The sequence below is a fragment of the Kitasatospora sp. NPDC018619 genome, assembly GCF_044391605.1.
GTDB lineage: Bacteria > Actinomycetota > Actinomycetes > Streptomycetales > Streptomycetaceae > Kitasatospora.
Map to the genome: position 1 here is coordinate 215,344 of NZ_JBISAI010000012.1, position 17,266 is coordinate 232,609.

Annotated in this window: 16 protein-coding genes; 7 read left to right on the forward strand and 9 right to left on the reverse strand. The window is 76.8% G+C overall.

What is annotated here, in order from left to right; all coding sequences use genetic code 11:
- The first annotated feature begins 235 nt into the window (after nt 1–235).
- Complete coding sequence (locus ACH5AR_RS20900; RefSeq protein ID WP_396302936.1) at nt 236–1,360, forward strand: DNA gyrase subunit B; 1,125 nt, start codon at nt 236–238, stop codon at nt 1,358–1,360.
- 59 nt (nt 1,361–1,419) lie between these two features.
- Here ACH5AR_RS20900 and ACH5AR_RS20905 read toward each other — a convergent pair whose 3' ends face one another.
- On the reverse strand, nt 1,420–3,057 hold the full coding sequence (locus tag ACH5AR_RS20905; RefSeq protein ID WP_396302937.1) for an alkaline phosphatase D family protein: 1,638 nt from the start codon (nt 3,055–3,057) through the stop codon (nt 1,420–1,422).
- A 457-nt stretch (nt 3,058–3,514) separates the two neighbouring features.
- On the opposite strand from ACH5AR_RS20905, the gene ACH5AR_RS20910 reads away from it, so the two are divergent.
- Nucleotides 3,515–4,432, forward strand: coding sequence for a LysR family transcriptional regulator (locus tag ACH5AR_RS20910; protein WP_396302938.1), 918 nt, complete (start codon nt 3,515–3,517; stop codon nt 4,430–4,432).
- A gap of 70 nt (nt 4,433–4,502) precedes the next feature.
- Here ACH5AR_RS20910 and ACH5AR_RS20915 read toward each other — a convergent pair whose 3' ends face one another.
- Entirely contained in the window at nt 4,503–5,414 is a 912-nt protein-coding gene (locus ACH5AR_RS20915) for a neutral zinc metallopeptidase (RefSeq protein WP_396302939.1), read from the reverse strand.
- A gap of 192 nt (nt 5,415–5,606) precedes the next feature.
- On the reverse strand, nt 5,607–6,101 hold the full coding sequence (locus ACH5AR_RS20920; protein ID WP_396302940.1) for a hemerythrin domain-containing protein: 495 nt from the start codon (nt 6,099–6,101) through the stop codon (nt 5,607–5,609).
- Nucleotides 6,102–6,457: 356 nt separating this feature from the next.
- Here ACH5AR_RS20920 and ACH5AR_RS20925 point away from each other — a divergent pair, with 356 nt between their 5' ends.
- The gene (locus ACH5AR_RS20925) at nt 6,458–7,060 is read left to right on the forward strand and encodes an AAA family ATPase (RefSeq protein WP_396302941.1); all 603 of its coding nucleotides are present in this window, start codon (nt 6,458–6,460) and stop codon (nt 7,058–7,060) included.
- A gap of 87 nt (nt 7,061–7,147) precedes the next feature.
- Here ACH5AR_RS20925 and ACH5AR_RS20930 read toward each other — a convergent pair whose 3' ends face one another.
- A complete protein-coding gene (locus tag ACH5AR_RS20930; RefSeq protein WP_396302942.1) occupies nt 7,148–7,879 on the reverse strand; it encodes a helix-turn-helix domain-containing protein in 732 nt (243 codons plus the stop codon).
- A gap of 254 nt (nt 7,880–8,133) precedes the next feature.
- Between ACH5AR_RS20930 and ACH5AR_RS20935 the strand changes: the two genes are divergently transcribed.
- The 3 genes from ACH5AR_RS20935 (at nt 8,134) to ACH5AR_RS20945 (ending at nt 10,438) form a co-directional block, all read left to right on the forward strand.
- On the forward strand, nt 8,134–8,799 hold the full coding sequence (locus ACH5AR_RS20935; RefSeq protein WP_396302943.1) for a DUF4097 family beta strand repeat-containing protein: 666 nt from the start codon (nt 8,134–8,136) through the stop codon (nt 8,797–8,799).
- A gap of 40 nt (nt 8,800–8,839) precedes the next feature.
- Nucleotides 8,840–9,670: an alpha/beta fold hydrolase gene (locus ACH5AR_RS20940; protein ID WP_396302944.1), complete on the forward strand. Its 831-nt coding sequence runs from the start codon at nt 8,840–8,842 to the stop codon at nt 9,668–9,670.
- A gap of 117 nt (nt 9,671–9,787) precedes the next feature.
- Entirely contained in the window at nt 9,788–10,438 is a 651-nt protein-coding gene (locus tag ACH5AR_RS20945; protein ID WP_396302945.1) for a GNAT family N-acetyltransferase, read from the forward strand.
- Between the two features lie 417 nt (nt 10,439–10,855).
- Here the strand turns inward: ACH5AR_RS20945 and ACH5AR_RS20950 are convergent, their stop codons facing one another.
- The 3 genes from ACH5AR_RS20950 to ACH5AR_RS20960 all read right to left on the reverse strand — a co-directional run bounded on the left by ACH5AR_RS20950 (nt 10,856) and on the right by ACH5AR_RS20960 (nt 13,445).
- The gene (locus ACH5AR_RS20950; protein ID WP_396302946.1) at nt 10,856–11,596 is read right to left on the reverse strand and encodes an HAD family hydrolase; all 741 of its coding nucleotides are present in this window, start codon (nt 11,594–11,596) and stop codon (nt 10,856–10,858) included.
- Between the two features lie 98 nt (nt 11,597–11,694).
- On the reverse strand, nt 11,695–12,933 hold the full coding sequence (locus ACH5AR_RS20955; protein WP_396302947.1) for an alpha/beta hydrolase family protein: 1,239 nt from the start codon (nt 12,931–12,933) through the stop codon (nt 11,695–11,697).
- A 161-nt stretch (nt 12,934–13,094) separates the two neighbouring features.
- Nucleotides 13,095–13,445: an ArsR/SmtB family transcription factor gene (locus ACH5AR_RS20960; RefSeq protein ID WP_396302948.1), complete on the reverse strand. Its 351-nt coding sequence runs from the start codon at nt 13,443–13,445 to the stop codon at nt 13,095–13,097.
- A 196-nt stretch (nt 13,446–13,641) separates the two neighbouring features.
- Between ACH5AR_RS20960 and ACH5AR_RS20965 the strand changes: the two genes are divergently transcribed.
- The gene (locus ACH5AR_RS20965) at nt 13,642–14,832 is read left to right on the forward strand and encodes an MFS transporter (RefSeq protein WP_396302949.1); all 1,191 of its coding nucleotides are present in this window, start codon (nt 13,642–13,644) and stop codon (nt 14,830–14,832) included.
- A 110-nt stretch (nt 14,833–14,942) separates the two neighbouring features.
- Here ACH5AR_RS20965 and pgm read toward each other — a convergent pair whose 3' ends face one another.
- Together pgm and ACH5AR_RS20975 are read right to left on the reverse strand one after the other, a co-directional pair.
- On the reverse strand, nt 14,943–16,583 hold the full coding sequence (gene pgm / locus ACH5AR_RS20970; protein WP_396302950.1) for a phosphoglucomutase (alpha-D-glucose-1,6-bisphosphate-dependent): 1,641 nt from the start codon (nt 16,581–16,583) through the stop codon (nt 14,943–14,945).
- Between the two features lie 201 nt (nt 16,584–16,784).
- Nucleotides 16,785–17,084, reverse strand: coding sequence for a YciI family protein (locus ACH5AR_RS20975; RefSeq protein ID WP_396302951.1), 300 nt, complete (start codon nt 17,082–17,084; stop codon nt 16,785–16,787).
- Between the last annotated feature and the right edge of the window lie 182 nt (nt 17,085–17,266).

The following is a 17,266-nucleotide window of genomic DNA, read 5'->3' on the forward strand; positions in this document are numbered from 1 at the left end:
CGCCGTCGGTCAACGGCGCGGCGCGGCCCCCCCGCCCCCCCCCCGCCCCCCCCCCCGGGGGGGGGGGGGGGGCGCCGGCCGCACTGCGGCGCCGGGCCGGGACAGCCGGGGGCCGTAGCCCGGCGACAGGCGCCCACGCAGCCGTACAGGCCCTCGCCGCAACGGCCCTGACCTGGCGTTACGAGGAAATTCACCTAGGCTGTGGAGCTCTGCCGGCCACCTTGGGAGGGGCACCGTGAGCCAGGACGACAACCCGTACGCCAACGCCCGGATCGAGGTGCTGGAGGGGGCGGAAGCCGTTCGCAAGTGGCCCGGGATGTACATCGGGTCGACGGGTGAGCGCGGCGTGAACCAGTTGGTGTTCGAGGTCGCCGGCCCGGCGGTGGAGGAGGTCCTGGCCGGCCGGGCCGGGCGCGTCGAGATCACTCTGCTGCCCGACGGCGGCGTGCGCGTCGCGGACGACGGCCCGGGCGCCGGCGTGGAGGCCCTGCTGACCCGCATGCACTCCGGGGAGCGGTCCCGCGGGCGCCACGACGTGGCGTGCGCCTTCCTCGGCATCGGGCCCTTCGTCGCCAACGCCCTGTCGAGCCGGATGACGGTCGAGGCGCGGGGCGGGGGCGTGCGCCGGGTGCAGGAGTACGCGCGCGGCCGCGCCCTCACCCCGCTCGCCGAGGCCGGGCCGGCCGCGGGCAGCGGGACCTGCGTCACCTTCCGTCCGGACCCCGAGGTCTTCGGGAGCACGCGCCCGGCGTTCGACGCCCTGGCCGACCGTTTCCGCGAACTGGCGCTGCTGAACCGCGTACTGGACGTCTCGCTGACCGACGAGCGCGACCCTCGGCAGGTGCGGTCGCTGCGTCTTCGCTTCCCCGGCGGCGTACGGGAGCTGGTCGGCCTCCTCGACGAGGGGGATGCGGCGCCCGCCGTCACGGACACCGTCTGGTTCGAGGCCGTGGACGAGCGGATGGCGGGCACGGTGGAGGTGGCCCTGCGGTGGCGCGAGCGCGGCGGGGAGCGGGTGCGCAGCTTCGCCAACAACCGGCCCACCGGACGCGGCGGCTCCCACGAGGAGGGCCTGCGCGAGGGGGTGGCGGCCGCGCTCGGCGCGTACGCGCGCCGGCACCCGCGGCCGGGGCCGGCGGGCGCGGAGCGCATCGCCGGGGCGGCCTGCGCGGGCCTGACGGCGGTGGTGTCGGTGAAGCTCGACGATCCCCGGTTCGAGGGCTCCACCCTCGACGTGCTCGCCGTCCCCGCGGTGCGCGGCTGCGTCGCCGGGGCCGTGCGGGAGCGCCTGGGCGCGTGGCTGGCTGGGCATCCGGAGCAGGCCGCGGCCGTCCTCGCCCGCGCCGCGGAGGGCGGCTGAGCGCCGTACGGGGCGCCCGGGCCCGCCGCCTCCCTCAAGGCGGCGGGCCCGGGGCCCGGTCAGGCGGGGCGGATGCCCGGGTGGCCGGCCTCGGTGGTGAAGGAGGCGGCGGTGGACAGGGTGCCGCCGGGGCGGGTGATGTGGGAGACCACCCGGTAGTCGGCGCGGGCGCGGTGCTGGTCCAGGGTGAGCACGGTGTAGCCGCGGCGCCCGTCGTAGAACTTCATGTGCGGGTTGGCCGCCATGAGGGTGGCCCAGTTGGACGGCTGCTGCGCGCCGTCGCCGTCGCTGCTGATCGAGGTGCCGACGAACTCCACGCCCACGGTGCGGGAGTTCGGGTCGTCGAAGTCGCGCTTGACGTCCAGGGCGTAGGCCACGTGCACGTCGCCGGTGAGCAGGACGAGGTTCTCGACGCCGGCGCGCTCGACGGCCTGGAGGAAGCGCTCGCGGGCGGCGGGGTAGCCGTCCCAGGCGTCCATGGAGAGCTTGGAGCGCTCGGCGGTGGTGTTCTTGCGGCGGGAGAAGACGACCTGCTGGGGCACGACGTTCCAGGTGGCCTTGGAGTGGCGCAGGCCCTCGGCGAACCAGCGCTCCTGGGTGGCACCCATCAGGGTGCGCTTGGCGTCCTCGGACTGCGGGGTCGGGTACTGCCAGCCGTCGCCGTTGGCCTGGTCGTCGCGGTACTGGCGGGTGTCGAGGATGTCGAACTGGGCGAGGCGGCCGTAGTGGACGCGCCGGTAGAGGGTGAGCTCGGTGCCGCGCGGCTGGGGCATGCGCAGCGGCTGGTTCTCCCAGTAGGCGCGGTAGGCGGCGGCGCGGCGGGCGACGAAGGGGGCCGGGTCCTGGTTCTTCTCGGGGATGCCGGCGGCGTAGTTGTTCTCGACCTCGTGGTCGTCCCAGGTGACGTACCAGGGGTGGGCGGCGTGGGCGGCCTGGAGGTCGGGGTCGTTCTTGTAGAGGGAGTAGCGCAGCCGGTAGTCCTCCAGGGTGGTGGTCTCGTGGTCGAAGTGGGCCGGCAGGGTGCGGTCGGTGTACTTGCGGTCGCCGCCGGCGGCGTCGATGCCGTACTCGTAGATGTAGTCGCCGACGTGGAAGACGGCTTCCAGGTCCTCGGCGGCCAGGTGGCGGTAGGCGGTGAAGTAGCCGTCCTCGTAGGCCTGGCAGGAGACGAAGGCGATGCGGGCGCTGTCGGGCCTGCGGCCGCGCGGCGGCAGGGTGCGGGTGCGCCCGACGGGGCTGGTCCAGGGGCCGACGGTGAAGCGGTACCAGTACTCGCGGCCGGCGTCGAGGCCGTCGGCGTCGACGTGGACGGCGTAGGAGAACTCGGCGTGGGCGCGGGCGGTGCCGCGGCGCTCGACGCGGCGGAACCGCTCGTCGCGGGCGATCTCCCAGCCGACCTTGACGGAGCCGGTGGGCGGCAGGCCGGCGCCGGGCTCCAGGGGGCGCGGGGCCAGGCGGGTCCACAGCACGACGGCCTCGGAGGTGGCGTCGCCGGAGGCCACGCCGAGGGTGAAGGGGTCGTCGCCGATGGCGCGCGGGGCGAGCTCGTTGTCGGCGGCGTGGGCGGAGGGCAGGTTGACGCTGAAGGCGAGCGCGGCGGCGGCCGAGGTGACGGTCAGGAAGCGGCGACGGTCCAGGCGGGCGGCGGCCTCGCGCAGTATCCGGTCGGCGGTGGGGTGTTCGGCGGGGCGGGTCATGGGGGGTGGCGGCCTTTCGCTGCTCGGGGGTGTGCGAAGGGAATTGGAGTAGGCCGCCCCGTACGGCGGGGGTCGGGATTCCGGCAGCAGAGTGATCATCTGATGGGAGACTCGTGAAGGTCCGGCACTTCCCCGCGAACCGGGGCAGGACGCCCTATTCCGGTCGGCCGGGGTCCGTCCGTGCCGATCCGGCGGCCCCCGCAGGCCCCCGCGGGCCTGCTCCGCCCTCCGGCGCGCCCGGCGCCCGCGCCCGCACCCCATGGGCGGGTCAAGGGCCCGCCCCGGCCCGCCCGGACCCGCCCGGGCCCGCTCCCCCGGCCCGCCCCGGCCCGCTCCCGGACGGCGCCATGACCGCGGGGCTATCCTGTCCGGGGCCGCTATCGCCACGGCGTCATGACGGCGGGTCGGCCGGTCGGGGCAGGGACCGGGGCAGGGACGGGGGCGGGGGCGGGGGCCGGTGGAGCTGAACACGCTCGCGCAGTTCCTGGTGGTGGCGCGGCTGGAGCACCTGAGCCGGGCGGCGCAGGAACTGCGCGTCGCCCAGCCGTCGTTGAGCCGTTCCGTGGCACGCCTGGAGGCCGAGCTGGGCACGCCGCTGTTCGAACGCGGCGGGCGGCTGCGGCTGAACGCGGCCGGGCGGCTGTTCCGCGACTCCGTGGAGCGTGCGCTCGGGGAGCTGGAGGCGGGCCGACGGGCGGTGGCGGAGGCGGCCGGGCAGGGGCTGGGCACGGTGCGGCTGGCCTCGGAGACGTTCCTGGCCTTCGGCGGGCCGCTGGCCGCGTTCAAGCGCGCCCACCCGGGGGTGGAGGTGGAGCTGCACCAGCTGGGCGCGCAGGAGGCGGCGCGCCGGCTGCGCGCCCGGGACGTGGACCTCGCGGTGGTGTCCCAGCCGGTCGCCGCCGAGGGGCTGGAGTCGCTCCTGCTGCTGGACGAGGAGGTGGGGCTGGCCGTCGCGCCGGACGACGAGCTGGCCGGGCGCCGGGCCGTCGGCGTCGAGGAGCTCGCCGGGCGCCCGGTCGTCGCCGCGCGGCCCGGGCACTGGCAGCGCCGCCTGCTGGAGCGGCTGTTCGCCGCCCACGGCCTGACGCCGCGGATCGTGTGCGAGAGCGACGAGGCCGGCGCCATCGCCGAGCTGATCAGCGCGGGCCTGGGGGTGGGCCTGGTGCCCGCCCTCGCCCGGCGCACCGCCACCCGGCTGCCGCTGGTGTGGGTGGACGTCCGGGACCCCGGGTGCCGGCGCAGCCTGACGCTGCTGTGGGACGGGCGGGCGCGCCTGCCCGCCGCCGCCCGCCGACTGCGCGAGGCGGTCGCGGGCTGGGACTGGGCGGACGGCGGGCGGGCGGAAACGGGGACGGGGACGGGGACGGGCTTCTGAGAGCGCCGCCCCGGCCCCGGCAGGCGGGCCCTACGGCCCGGCCGCCCTACGGCTCGGCGGCTCGGCGGCCCTACAGCTTGGCCGCCGAGAAGGTGTCGCACTGGGCGAAGTCGCCGCTGCGGTAGCCGGTGGTGAACCAGGCCTTGCGCTGCTCGGCGGAGCCGTGCGTCCACGCCTCCGGGTTGATCCGCCCGGTGGCGTTCTGCTGGATCCGGTCGTCGCCGACCGCCGCCGCAGCGTCCAGGCCCTGGGCGATGTCCTGGTCGGTGAGCGAGGCGATCAGCGGGCGGCCGGTGGAGGGCTGCGGGGTGGTGGTGGCGTGGTGCGCCCACACCCCGGCGTAGCAGTCGGCCTGGAGCTCCAGGCGCACCGAGCCGCTGGTGGCGCCCTGGCGGTCGTTGCCGACCTTCTGCATGGCGCCGGTGAGGTTCTGGACGTGGTGGCCGTACTCGTGGGCGACGACGTAGGACTCGGCGAAGGGGCCGCCCTTGGCGCCGAAGCGGGCCGACAGCTCGTTGAAGAAGCCGAGGTCGAAGTAGGCCTTGCGGTCGCCGGGGCAGTAGAAGGGGCCCACCGCGGAGGTCGCCGCCCCGCAGGCGGTGGAGACCTGGCCGGTGAACAGCACCGTCTCGGCGTTCTTGTACGGCACCTTGGCGGTGCGCGGCAGCTCGGTGCGCCAGAACTCCTGGACGCTGTTGGTGACGGCCACGATCCGGCAGTCCTGGCGCTTGTTGGCGTCCGCGCCGGTCTTGCAGGACTTCTGCGCCTCGCCCTCGGTGCGCACGCCGCCGGAGCCGGCGGAGGAGCCGGTGCCGGAGCCGGAGGACAGGCCCAGCAGCTGCGGGTCGACGCCGAGGACGACCGCGAACAGCACCGCGATCAGGCCCACGGCCCCGCCGCCGATGGCGACCTTCCCGCCGGGGATGCCGCGCCGGTCGTCCACCTGCGAGGTGTCGAGGTCGCCCTGGTCGTCGAACTGCATGTGCCCCTGCCTGCCCGTTCCTGTCGTCTTGTGCACCTGCCGGTGGCTCCGGGCCAGCCTACGGGCCCGCGCGCCCCGCGCGCCGCGGCGGGGCCTCAGCCGGGCGTGCGGGCGCGCCGACCACGCGCGGCGGTTGCGGCCCGGTCCCGGCCGCCGGCGGCGAGGACCGGGACGGCGGGGCGGTCCCGCGGCCTACGGCGCCCCCGGGCGCAGCACCGGCCCGGACCAGCCGTCGTCGGGCACCCCGGCGTCCAGGGCGGTGCCCAGGGCGCGTTCCTCGTAGGCGAAGTGGGATTCCATGATGGCGGCGAGGCCGTCGAGTTCGCGGCCGATGGCCTCCAGGGCGGCACCGGTGGGGGCGGTGGCGGCGGCGCGGTCGGCGAGCTCGCGCACCCGGGTGAGGATGCCGGTGACGAGGCCGTGGTCCTCGACGAGCCTGCCGACGGTGGGGGCCAGGTCGGGGCGTTCGTCCAGGAGCCGGGCGAACAGGCCGTCGTCCTCGCCCCGGTGGTGGGTGGTCAGGGCGGTGCAGAAGGCCAGGCAGTGGGTGAGGAGTTCGCCGCCGTGCTCCGGGGCCGGGCGGCCGAGGCCGGCGCGCAGGTCGGCGAGGCGTCGGCGCAGGTCCTGGTGGGCTCGGGCGAGTTGCAGGCTGAGGGCGGCCGTACGGCCGGTGGAGGGGGAGGCCACGGGGGCGGTCCCTTCGGTCGGGCACCTCCATGCCTGGCGCGGTCCGCCACCGGCACGCGATGCCGGGGCCCATCCGACCACGCGGCCGCGCCGGCGGGCAAGCGCGGGCCGCGGGGCGCGCGGGCGCGCTCGGGGCGGTGCGCCGGCGGGGTCGCGCAGGGTCTCGGCGGCCTTCGGCGTCGGGGCGGTCGGGTCCCTGCCGCCGGTCCGCACGGCCCGCGCCTCCAGGCTCCGCAGGCGCCGGCCGTCAGGGGTGCGCGCCGCCTCGCCGGTGGAGGTGCCGCCGGGCACGCGTGCGCTGCCGCCGCCCCCGCCCCACCGGGCCCGCCCGTCCCCGAACGGTCTACGGTGCCGGTATGCACACTGACGAAGTCCCGTGGGACGTCCTGCTGATCGGAGGCGCCTCCGGCCTCGGCAAGAGCCGCGCCGCCGCCCACCTGTCCGCCCTGCACGGCGCGTTCGTGGTCGAGTTCGACGACGTGGTGGCCGCCCTCCAGGCCGCCACCACCGCCGACAGCCACCCCGGCCTGCACCACTTCGACGCCCTGGACGACCCCGACGCGCTGCCCGCCGACCGCGTCCTGGAGCTCCAGATCGCCACCGCCCGCGCCCTGGACGACGCGCTGCTCGGCGTCGTGCGCAACCGGCTCACCGTGGACGTGCCCGCGATCGTGGAGGGCGACTACCTCACCCCCGGGGCCGCCGCCCGCGCCGCCGCCGAGGCCGCCGGGCAGGGCCGGCGGGTGCGCGCGGTCTTCCTGCACGAGGACGACCCGCGCAGCATCGGCGCCAACTACGCGGACCGCGAGCCCGCTTCGGGCCCGCAGCCCGAGCGCGCCGCCGTCAGCGCCCGCTACAGCGGCTGGCTCGCCGACGGGGCCCGCGCCCACGCCCTGCCCGTCGTCGACTGCCGCCCGTACGCCACCCTGCCCGAGCGCCTGGCCGCCGCCCTGGCCTGACGGCGCCGCCCCGCACGGCGCGCCCGGGCGGGGCGGCCGGCCCGGCGGCCGGGGCCGGCCGGGCGACCCGGGCCCGTACGGGGCGTGCTACTGCGGGCCGTTGCCGGTCGCGGGCTTGGTGTGGAGGACTTCGCGGGCCTGTTCGGCGGCGCGGACGATGCTCTCGCTGATGAAGTCGAGGAAGCGGGCGATGTTCTCCAGGCGGACGGCGGCGGGGGTGCCGGGGCCGAGGACGGCGACGCCGCGGCGGGCGGTCTCGACGACCCGGTCGTTGGCGCGGGCGCTGGCGATGACGGCCTGGTAGTAGAGCTCGTCGTCGACGATGTAGCGGTCGCGGCGGCGTTCGTCGCGTTCGCGGCGCACCAGGCTCTGGCCCTCCAGGAAGGCGATGGCCTTGGAGACGGAGGCGGGGCTGACCTGGAGGCGCCGGGCGAGTTCGGCGGCGGTGAGGCTGCCGGCGTCGGTGGTGGACAGGCAGGTGACGACGCGGGCGCTCATCCGGTTGAGGCCCGAGCCCATGAGGACGGTGGTGAGCTGCTCCTCGTAGGCGGCCACGGCCTCGACGTCGCGCCCGTGGGGCCCGGGGCCGGTGCGCGCCGCGGCGGCGGGGGCGGTACGGCGGCGCTGGGCGCGGTGCCCGGCGGCGCGGTGGGCGAGGTCGGCGCGGTAGCCGGCGGGGCCGCCGTTGCGCATGACCTCGCGGGTGACGGTGGAGGTGGGGCGCTCCAGGCGCCGGGCGATCTCGGCGTAGGGGAGGCTGTCGGCCAGCCCCAGCGCGATCTGCTGGCGTTCCTGCTGGGTGAGCCTGCCTCCCGGCATCGCGTCCTCCTCGGTGGCGGTGGCGGCCCGGCGGTGCCCGGGCCCGCGGCCACCCTAGCGTTCACCCTCAGGCCATTGCAATGATCCTGAGAGCCTTCGTTGCGTTACCCCTGCGCCCGTTGCAATGATTTACCGCAATCCACCTGCGAATACGTGGCTTTGACGCAACAAGCTTATTGCCGGAGTTCTGAAAGCAACGTAGCGTTTCCAATGTAGGAAACACCGATGGAGCGCATCCCGCACAGGAGCCCAGCATGCAGAAGTTCGACACCCCCGCCCCGGTCGCCGTCGTCCTGGACATCCCCGGCGGGCGCGTGCGGCTCATCGCCGCCGAGCGCACCGACACCACCGTCGAGGTCCGGCCCGCCGATCCCGGCAGGAGCCGCGACGTGCGGGCCGCCGAGCGCACCACCGTCGGGTTCGCCGACGGCGCCCTGCGCATCGCCGGCCCCGCCGCCGGGCACCAGCTCCTGGGCCCCTCCGGCTCCCTGGAGGTCACCGTCCAACTGCCCGCCGGCTCCGCGCTGCGGGGCACGGCCGCCGCCGCCGAACTGCGCGTCGTCGGCCGCCTGGGCGACGTGGCCTTCGACGGCGCCCACCGGCACACCAAGGTCGACGAGGCCGCGAGCCTGGAGCTGACCGCCGTCGACGGCGACGTCGAGGTCGGCCGCCTCACCGGCCCCGCCCGCATCACCACCGCCCGCGGCGACATCCGCGTCACCGAGGCGCAGCGCGGCACCGTCGAGCTGCGCACCGGCTCCGGGAGCATCACGGTCGGCGCCGCCGCGGGCGTCTCGGCCGCCCTGGACGCCGGCACCGGCCACGGCCGCGTCGCCGACTCCCTGCGCAACGACGGCACCACCGTGCTCGGCATCCGCGCCACCACCGCCCTCGGCGACATCACCGCCCGCAGCCTCTGATCCCGGCCCTCCGGGCCCGCAACCCTCCAAGGGGGACACCATGACGATCGACTCCGCATCCCCGACCGGTCCGGCCGCCTGGAAGGGCATGGTGGCGGTCGACGACACCGCCCTGGCCGTCACCGACACCGGCGGGCCCGGCCTGCCGGTGGTCTACCTCAACGGGCAGTTCGCCACCCAGGGCTACTGGCGCCGCGTCATCGCCGACCTCGGCCCCGGGCTGCGGCACATCACCTACGACGAGCGGGCCCGCGGGCGCCGGTCGAAGCGCTCCGCCGACTACTCCTTCGAGGCCGCGGTGCGGGACGTCAACGCCGTCCTCGCGGCCCGCGGCGTGGAGCGGGCCGTCACGGTGGGCTGGTCCTACGGGGCGTTCGTCAGCGCGCACTGGACCTCGCGCAACCCCCGGCGCGCGGTGGGCGCGGTCCTGGTCGAGGGCGCCGAGCCGTACGACTGGCTCGACGAGGGGCTGGAGCGGCGCATCCGCCGCCAGTTCCGGCTGTGGTACCCGCTCATGCTGCTGCTGCGCCCCACCGGCCTGACCCCGCGGATGACGCCCCGGCAGATGGCGCAGTGCAACATCGAGCTGGGCCGGATCAACAGCGCCCGCGCGCTGGGCGCGGTCCTGGACGCCATCACCGTGCCGACCCGCTACGTGCTCGCCTCGGGGGCGTCGCTGGGCAGCAAGGGCGACGAGCAGGAGCTGATCCGCGCGGCGGTGCCGGCGGTGACCGCGCGCAACCCGCACATCGGGCTCGGCGCGAAGGTGTCCAGCAGCCACGACACGATCCTGAAGAAGGACTTCCGCGCCGTCGCCGACGCCGTGCGCGAGATCGCCTCCCTCGACCGGGCGGGCGCGGGCGGGAGCTGACGGCCCGGCGGGCGGGGCCGGGGTGCGGGGAAGGCGGTGCGGGGAAGGCGGTACGGGGAAGGCGGTGCGGGGGAAAAGGCGGTGCGGCGGGCGGGGCCGGCTGGGCACACTGGGCCGATGATCACCGACCACTGGCCCCTGCGGGGGCTGCGCGTGTCCTCGCCCCGCCTGGAGCTGCGCCTGCCGACCGACGACGAGCTCGCCGAGGTGGCCGACGTCGCCGCCCGCGGCGTCCACCCGCCCCAGGAGCGGCCCTTCCTGACGCCGTGGGGCGAGCTGCCGCCCGCCGAACGGGCCCGGCACGTGCTGCAGCTGCACTGGCGGCGGCTGGGGCAGTGGAGCGCGCAGGACTGGGCGCTGGACCTGGTGGCCTTCCACGAGGGGCGCCCGGTGGGCATCCAGGACATGCGGGCCCGGCAGTTCGGCGTGCGGCGGGAGGTCGTCTCCGGCTCCTGGCTCGGCCTGGAGCACCAGGGCAGGGGGCTGGGCACCGAGATGCGCGCCGCGATGCTCCACCTGGCCTTCGCCGAACTGGGCGCCCGCTCGGCGACCTCGCTCTCCTTCCGCGACAACCACGCCTCGCTGGCCGTCTCCCGCAGGCTCGGCTACCGCGACGACGGCATCGACCGCGACGCCCGGGACGGCCGGGTGGTCGTCTCCCAGCGCCTGCGCCTGACCCCCGAGGCCTGGGCCGAACACGCCCGCACCCCCGTCACCGTCACCGGCCTGGACGCCGGCTGCCGCACCCTCCTCGGCCTCACCGCCTGACCCCGCCCGCACAGAGCAACTCCCCCACCCCTTACCAGAAGCCGCCCCCGCCAGCCCCGGGACACCAGCACCCCCACGCAGGAAGTCGGCCCCGCCGACTTCTCGCGCACGACGGCGGCCCGCCAGGGCGCGCAGGCTACACCCGCCCTCGCCCCCCAGGAGCGGCAAGACTCGACACCGCCAAGCAAAAACAGCCCCGCCCACACCAAAAGTCGGCCCCGCCGACTTCTCACGCACGACCGGAGCACCCCCCCCAACAGCAAGGCCAAGGCCCTGCGCCGGAAGCCGCCCCCGCCGACTTCTCGCGCACGACGGCCCCGCACGGCCGCCCGCGCAGGGAATCGGGCTGGACGGCTTGCGGTGCACAAAACGCAACAACCCCCCTACCCCGCGCAGGAAGTCGGCCCCGCCGACTTCTCACGTGCTACGGCCCCGCACGGCCGCCCGCGCAGGGAATCGGGCTGGACGGCTTGCGGTGCACAAAACGCAACAACTCCCCCACCCCGCGAAGGAAGTCGGCCCCGCAGACTTCTCGCGCGCTACGGCCCCGCACGGCCGCCCGCGCAGGGAATCGGGCTGGGCGGGCAGGGGTGTCAGGGGTGCAGGGCGGTGGGGGTGTCGGCGAGGGTGTGCAGGGCGTGGATGCCCTCGGCGACCGGGGTGCCGGAGGCGGTGCGGTCGAGCCAGAAGGGGCGCAGGGTGCCGAGGGCGTACCTGTCGCCGACGTAGGGCGCAGCCGGTCAGGAAGACGGCGGGGTCGGGTTTGGCCTCGCCGGGCCGGTCGGAGCCGACGAGGGCGGTGTCGGCGAAGTGGTGCAGCAGGCCGGTGGCGCGCGGTTTGGGGACCTGCTGGCCGATCGGGGCGTGGGAGACGATGCCGAGCCGGTGGGTGGGGGTGAGGGCGGCGAGGACGGGGGCGGCGTCGCGGTGGGCCGTGTAGCCGGCGAACCAGGCGGCGGTGTCCTCGCCGAGCAGGGCGAGGAAGCGGGCGTACTGCTCCTCCAGGACCTCGCGCCGCAGTGTCACGGCGCTGTGCTCGTCGGGCAGGCGGCGCAGCAGGTCGAGGCGGTGGAGGTGGGCGAGGATGCCGGCGCGCTCCGAGCCGGAGTGGTCGGACAGGGTGTCGTCGACGTCGAAGAGCACGCCGGTGGTCGGCACGGTCGGTCCTTTCGCGGGCCCGCCCCGGCTGCCCGGGGCGGGCCCGGGTGCCCGGGGCGGGCCCGACCCTACGCGGCGGCCGGCGGGTGCGGGCGGGTTCAGGCGTCGAAGCGGATCTCGGGCCAGTCCGGTGCGGGGGCGTCGAGCAGGGTGGGGGGGACGGCGCGCAGGTGGAGGTCGAAGTAGGCGGTGAGGTAGGCGCGTTGGGCGGCGACGGCGCGGTGGGGGTCGCCGGTGCCGAGGAAGTGCTCCAGCTGGTCGGCGGGCCAGGCGAAGACGGGCTGGCCCTGGGGGACGAGGAGTTGGAGGTCGCAGTAGGACAGGTGTCCGGAGCGGGTGAGGGTCAGGCGGCGGCGCCAGCCGGTCAGGTGCGGCCACAGGGTGTCCCACATGGCGTCGCGGGCGGGGCTGTCCCAGGCGGAGGCCATCAGGAGCAGGGGGCGGGGCTGGTCGGCGGTGGCGGCGGTGCCGAACAGGGGGCCGTCCAGGACGGCGCCGGCGCGGATGCGCGGGTCGTCGTGCAGGGCCTGGGCAGTGGTGGCGCCGCCCATGGAGTGGCCGAACATGCCGACGGCGTCGAGGTCGAGGGCGCCGTGCAGGCCTGCGGGCAGGGGGCCGCTGTCGAGGCGGTCGAGCAGGCAGCGGGCGTCGGCGGCGCGGTAGGCGACGATCTCGGCGTCGGTCATCGCCTGGACGCGGGGCTTGTCGCGTACTTCGAGGCGCGCGCCGGGGAACTCGACCTCGCCGGCGTCGTAGGTGTGGTCGAGGGCGGCGACGACGTGGCCGTGGGAGGCGAGTTCCTCGGCGAGGGCGGTGTTGAAGGCGCTGTCGGCGCCGGAGCCGTGGGAGTTGAGGACGACGGGGTGGCGGCGGGTGCGGTCGGCGGGCGCGTCGGGGCGGGCGTGGGTGGTGGGCCAGGTGAGGGGGGCGTCGGGGGTGCCGAAGTAGGCGGCCTGGAGGTGGGCGGTCTCGGCGGGGCTCATCCAGGGGGCGTAGGGGCCGCAGGCGCCGGGGGCGGCGGGGTACCACAGGCGGGCGCGCAGCTCGCGCGGGCGCGGGGTGGGGGCCCAGGCGTCGGTGCGGGCGGTGTCGGTCAGGTAGAGCAGGGCGGTGCCGACGGGGCGGGGCCCGGTGGGGGCGGGCAGCCGCAGCCGGGGCCCGCCCGTGCCGTCGGCGCGCGCGCCGGTACGGGCGGCGGCGCGGGCGGGCCCGGCACCGGTGGTGGCCGCGGCGGCGCCGAGGGCGAGCGCGCCGAGGAGGCCGCGGCGCGAGAGCGGCCGGGCGGAGGGGCGCGGACAGGGGCGGGCGGACGGGTCGGCGGGCTGGGCTGCGGTCATGGGCGCGGCTCCTTCGGCGGGGCGGGCGGCGTGCGCGTCCACCGTGCCGGGCCCGCCCGCCCGGGCGCGTCCGCCCGCGGCAGGAGCGGCCGGGGCCGGGCGTGCGACCGCGGGCCTACGCCTGCGGAGGCAGCCCGCCGCCGTGCCCCCTAGGGCGTGCCCTAAGGGCGAACCGCCGCCCGCCGTACGGGAGTCGGCCGGGCGGCCAGGATCGCGTCGAGCAGTCCGGGGAAGCGGGTGTCGAGGTCGGCGCGGCGCAGGCTGACGAAGCGGTTGCGGCCGGCGACGCGGGTGGTGGTGACGCCGGCCTCGCGCAGCACCCGCATGTGGTGGGAGACGGTCGACTTGTGGAGGTGCTCCAGGCCCAGGCCGCGCGGGTCGCAGGAGTGCTCGGCGTCGTCGGCGTAGCTGAGCAGCAGGGTCATCCGGACGGGGTCGCCGATGGCGTGCAGGACGGTGACGAGGTCGATGTCGGCGGTGGCGGGCTGGGGAAGCCGCTCGTCGTCGCTCATGGCGCACGCTCCTGGGGGCCGTTGGCGGGGCCGGGTCGGGTCGGGACCGGGTCGGGGGACCACCCGGGTCGGGACCGGATGGTTTGACAATCATCCACCCGTCCCCGAGTGTTTGACGAGCGTCAAACTGTTTCATGCCCGTCCAACAGTGCCGGTCCCTGCACTGTCCGTCCCACGCGCCCCGGGGGGCCTTCCCGTGCCCGTACCTCTGCTGCTGCTCGCCCTCGGCACCTTCGCCATGGGCACCGACTCCATGGTCTTCGCCGGCATCCTCGGCCCGATCTCCGCCGACCTGGGGGTGTCGGTGCCCGCCGCCGGCCAGCTGGTCACCGTCTTCGCCCTCGGCTACGCGCTGCTGGCGCCGGTCCTGGCCACGCTCACCGCCCGCTGGCCGCGCCGGCGCCTGCTGCTGACCGCGCTCGCGGTGTTCAGCGCCGCCAACGCGCTCAGCGCGCTCGCCCCCACCTACGGGCTGCTGCTCGCCACCCGGGTGCTGGCCGCGGCCGGCGCCGCCCTCTACACGCCGACCGCCAACGCCGTGGCCACCGCCCTGGTCGCCCCCGAGCGGCGCGGACGGGCGCTGGCGACGGTGCTCGGCGGGATGACGGTGGCCACCGCGCTCGGCGTGCCGCTGGGCACCTGGGTGGGGCGCGCCGACTGGCGGATGACGATGTGGCTGGTCACCGCGCTGGGCCTGGCGGCGACGGCCGGGCTGGCGCTGCTGCTGCGCGCCCTGCCCGCCCCCGCCGCCGCCCCGGCCCTGCGGGACCGCCTGGCGCCGCTGGGCCGGCCCCGGGTGCTGGGCGCCGCGGCCACCACCCTGGTGTTCTTCCTGGCCTTCCAGAGCGTCTACATCTACCTGTCCACCGCCGTGGCCGGCGCCACCGGCGGCGACGCGGACCGGCTGAGCGCGGTCCTGCTGACCTGCGGGGTGATGTCGGTGGCCGGCAGCTGGCTGGGCGGGCGCCTGGTGGACCGCGTCGGGGTGCGCCGGGTGCTGCTGGCCGGCTCGGCCGTCGCCGCCGGCGCCTTCGCCGCGCTGCCGTGGCTGGGGCGCACCATGCCGGGGGCGCTGGCCTACGCGGTGGTGGTACCGCTGGCGGGGTGGGCGGTGTCGGTGGCGCTGCCGCACCGCCTGGCCTCGATCGACCCGGGCAACGCGCCGCTGCTGATCTCGCTGAACAGCAGCGCCCTGTACCTGGGGACGGCGGCGGGGGGCGTGGCGGGCTCGGCGGCCATCGCCGTGCTGGGCGGGCGGTGGTTCCCGTTCGCGGCGGCGGCGCTGGCGCTGGCGGCCTGCGCGGTGGCGGCGGCGACCACCCGCGACGGGCGCGCGCCCGCCGGCGCCCCGCGCCCGGCAAGGCCGCGCCTGGACGCCCGCGCCTGAGCGGCCGCACCCCGAACGCCCGGGCCGCCAAACGCGCCCGGCAGGGCCGGGGCCGGGGCGACGGCCCCGCGCCCCTGCCGCGCGCGGCAGGGCCGCGCCCGCGCCCGGCCTCAGCCCCGCAGGACCTCGCCGACCAGCGCCCGGGCCTCGTCCTGCACCCGGGCCAGGTGCTCCTCGCCGTGGAAGGACTCGGCGTAGATCTTGTAGACGTCCTCGGTGCCCGAGGGCCGGGCGGCGAACCAGGCGTTCTCGGTGCAGACCTTGATGCCGCCGATCAGGGCGCCGTTGCCGGGGGCCTTGGCGAGGACGGCGGTGATCTTCTCCCCGGCGATCTCGCCGGCGCCGACCCGCTCCGGGGACAGCCGCGCCAGGCGGGCCTTCTGCTCGCGGTCGGCGGGGGCGTCCACCCGGGCGTAGCTGGGGGTGCCGTGGCGCTCGGTCAGCTCGCGGTAGCGGGCGCTGGGGGTGGCGCCGGTGACGGCGGTGATCTCGGCGGCGAGCAGGGCCAGCAGGATGCCGTCCTTGTCGGTGGTCCACACCCCGCCGTCGCGGCGCAGGAAGGAGGCGCCGGCGCTCTCCTCGCCGCCGAAGCCGATCGAGCCCTCCAGCAGGCCGTCGACGAACCACTTGAAGCCGACCGGGACCTCCACCAGGCCGCGTCCCAGGTCGGCGGCGACGCGGTCGAGCATCGAGGAGGAGACCAGGGTCTTGCCGACGCCGGCGTCGCCGGGCCAGTCGGTGCGGTGGCGGTAGAGGTAGTCGACGGCGGCGGCCAGGTAGTGGTTGGGGTTCATCAGGCCGCCGTCGGGGGTGACGATGCCGTGGCGGTCGGCGTCGGCGTCGTTGCCGGTGGCGATGTCGTACTCGTCCTTGCGGCCGATGAGGGAGGCCATCGCGGCCGGGGAGGAGCAGTCCATGCGGATCTTCCCGTCCCGGTCCAGGGTCATGAACCGCCAGGTCGGGTCGGTCACCGGGTTGACGACGGTCAGGTCCAGGCGGTGGACCTCGGCGATGCGCGCCCAGTAGGCCACCGAGGCGCCGCCCAGCGGGTCGGCGCCGATGCGCAGGCCCGCGGCCCGTACGGCGTCCAGGTCCAGGACGGAGGGCAGGTCCTCGACGTAGGCGGTGAGGTAGTCGTGGCGCCCGGTGGTGGCGGCGTTCAGGGCCCGCGCGTAGGGGACCTTGCGCACGCCGCGCATGCCCTCGAGGATCAGTTCGTTGGCGCGGTCCTGGATGCGGCCGGTGGCCTGGGAGCCGGCCGGGCCGCCGCTGGGCGGGTTGTACTTGAAGCCGCCGTCGCGCGGCGGGTTGTGCGAGGGGGTGACGACGATGCCGTCGGCGAGCGCGCGCGGGCTGCGCCGGTTGTGGGCGAGGATCGCGTGCGAGACGGCCGGGGTGGGGGTGTAGCCGTCGGCGGCGTCGATCAGCACCTGCACGCCGTTGGCGGCCAGCACCTCCAGGGCGGTGGCCCTGGCGGGCTCGGACAGGGCGTGGGTGTCGGCGCCCAGGAACAGCGGCCCCGCGACGCCCTGCTCGGCCCGGTACTCGCAGATCGCCTGCGTGGTCGCGGCGATGTGGTCCTCGTTGAAGGCCCCGTCCAGCGACGAGCCCCGGTGCCCCGAGGTCCCGAACGCCACCCGCTGCCCGGGCTCCTGCGGGTCCGGGTTCAGCGCGTAGTACGCCGTCACCAGCCGCGCCACGTCCACCAGGTCCCCGGGCTGCGCCGGCTGCCCGGCCCGTGCGTGTGCCATCCGTCTTCTCCCGCCGAAAGTCGGTAACTCGCGATGCGTGCTCGCCCCCGTGCTCACCGATCGTAGCCAGAACGCGACCGTGCCCCGAACCGCACGGGCGGCGCGGGGCGGCGCGCCGGGGCGGCGCGGACAGCCTGCGCGCACGGGCGGGGCGCGCGGGGGTCGGCGCGCCGGGGCGGGGCGCGGCGGCCCGACGGGGGCTCAGGCGGGCGGCTGCTGGCGGTGGGCCGCCAGTTCGGGGGCGGTGGCGGTGGCGAGGAACTCCGTCACCCGGTACTCGGTCAACCCGGCCCGCACGAACGGGTCGGTGGCCACCAGCGCCTCGATGCCGGCCCGGTCCTCGCCCACCGCGAGGATCACCCCGCCCTCGCGCGGCACCTTGCGCCCCGAGGCGAGGAAGGTGCCGGCCGCGTAGTGCTCCCGCAGCCACTCGGCGTGCTGCGGCAGCGCGGCGTCGATCGACTCCAGGTCGGCGGTGTACGTCAGCTCCAGTACGAACATGGGGCCAGGCTAGCCCGCCGCGCCCCGGCCCCGGCGGGAGGGTGCCGGCCCCCGTCCTGCCGGTTCGGGCAGGGGGTCCGGCAGGGCGCAGCACACCCGGCCCGTGCCGTGCCGCGCGGTGGCCCGCGCCCGCGGACCGGTGCGCGGCCCCCTGCCGCGCACCGCGCCGTCCGCCCCTCCCG

Coding starts and splice junctions, on each gene's coding strand:
- ACH5AR_RS20905 (WP_396302937.1), bottom strand. CDS start 3,057: ATGACCCGCCCCGCCGAACACCCCACCGCCGACCGGATACTGCGCGAG.
- ACH5AR_RS20915 (WP_396302939.1), bottom strand. CDS start 5,414: ATGCAGTTCGACGACCAGGGCGACCTCGACACCTCGCAGGTGGACGAC.
- ACH5AR_RS20925 (WP_396302941.1), top strand. CDS start 6,458: ATGCACACTGACGAAGTCCCGTGGGACGTCCTGCTGATCGGAGGCGCC.
- ACH5AR_RS20930 (WP_396302942.1), bottom strand. CDS start 7,879: ATGCCGGGAGGCAGGCTCACCCAGCAGGAACGCCAGCAGATCGCGCTG.
- ACH5AR_RS20935 (WP_396302943.1), top strand. CDS start 8,134: ATGCAGAAGTTCGACACCCCCGCCCCGGTCGCCGTCGTCCTGGACATC.
- ACH5AR_RS20940 (WP_396302944.1), top strand. CDS start 8,840: ATGACGATCGACTCCGCATCCCCGACCGGTCCGGCCGCCTGGAAGGGC.
- ACH5AR_RS20945 (WP_396302945.1), top strand. CDS start 9,788: ATGATCACCGACCACTGGCCCCTGCGGGGGCTGCGCGTGTCCTCGCCC.
- ACH5AR_RS20955 (WP_396302947.1), bottom strand. CDS start 12,933: ATGACCGCAGCCCAGCCCGCCGACCCGTCCGCCCGCCCCTGTCCGCGC.
- ACH5AR_RS20960 (WP_396302948.1), bottom strand. CDS start 13,445: ATGAGCGACGACGAGCGGCTTCCCCAGCCCGCCACCGCCGACATCGAC.
- pgm (WP_396302950.1), bottom strand. CDS start 16,583: ATGGCACACGCACGGGCCGGGCAGCCGGCGCAGCCCGGGGACCTGGTG.
- ACH5AR_RS20975 (WP_396302951.1), bottom strand. CDS start 17,084: ATGTTCGTACTGGAGCTGACGTACACCGCCGACCTGGAGTCGATCGAC.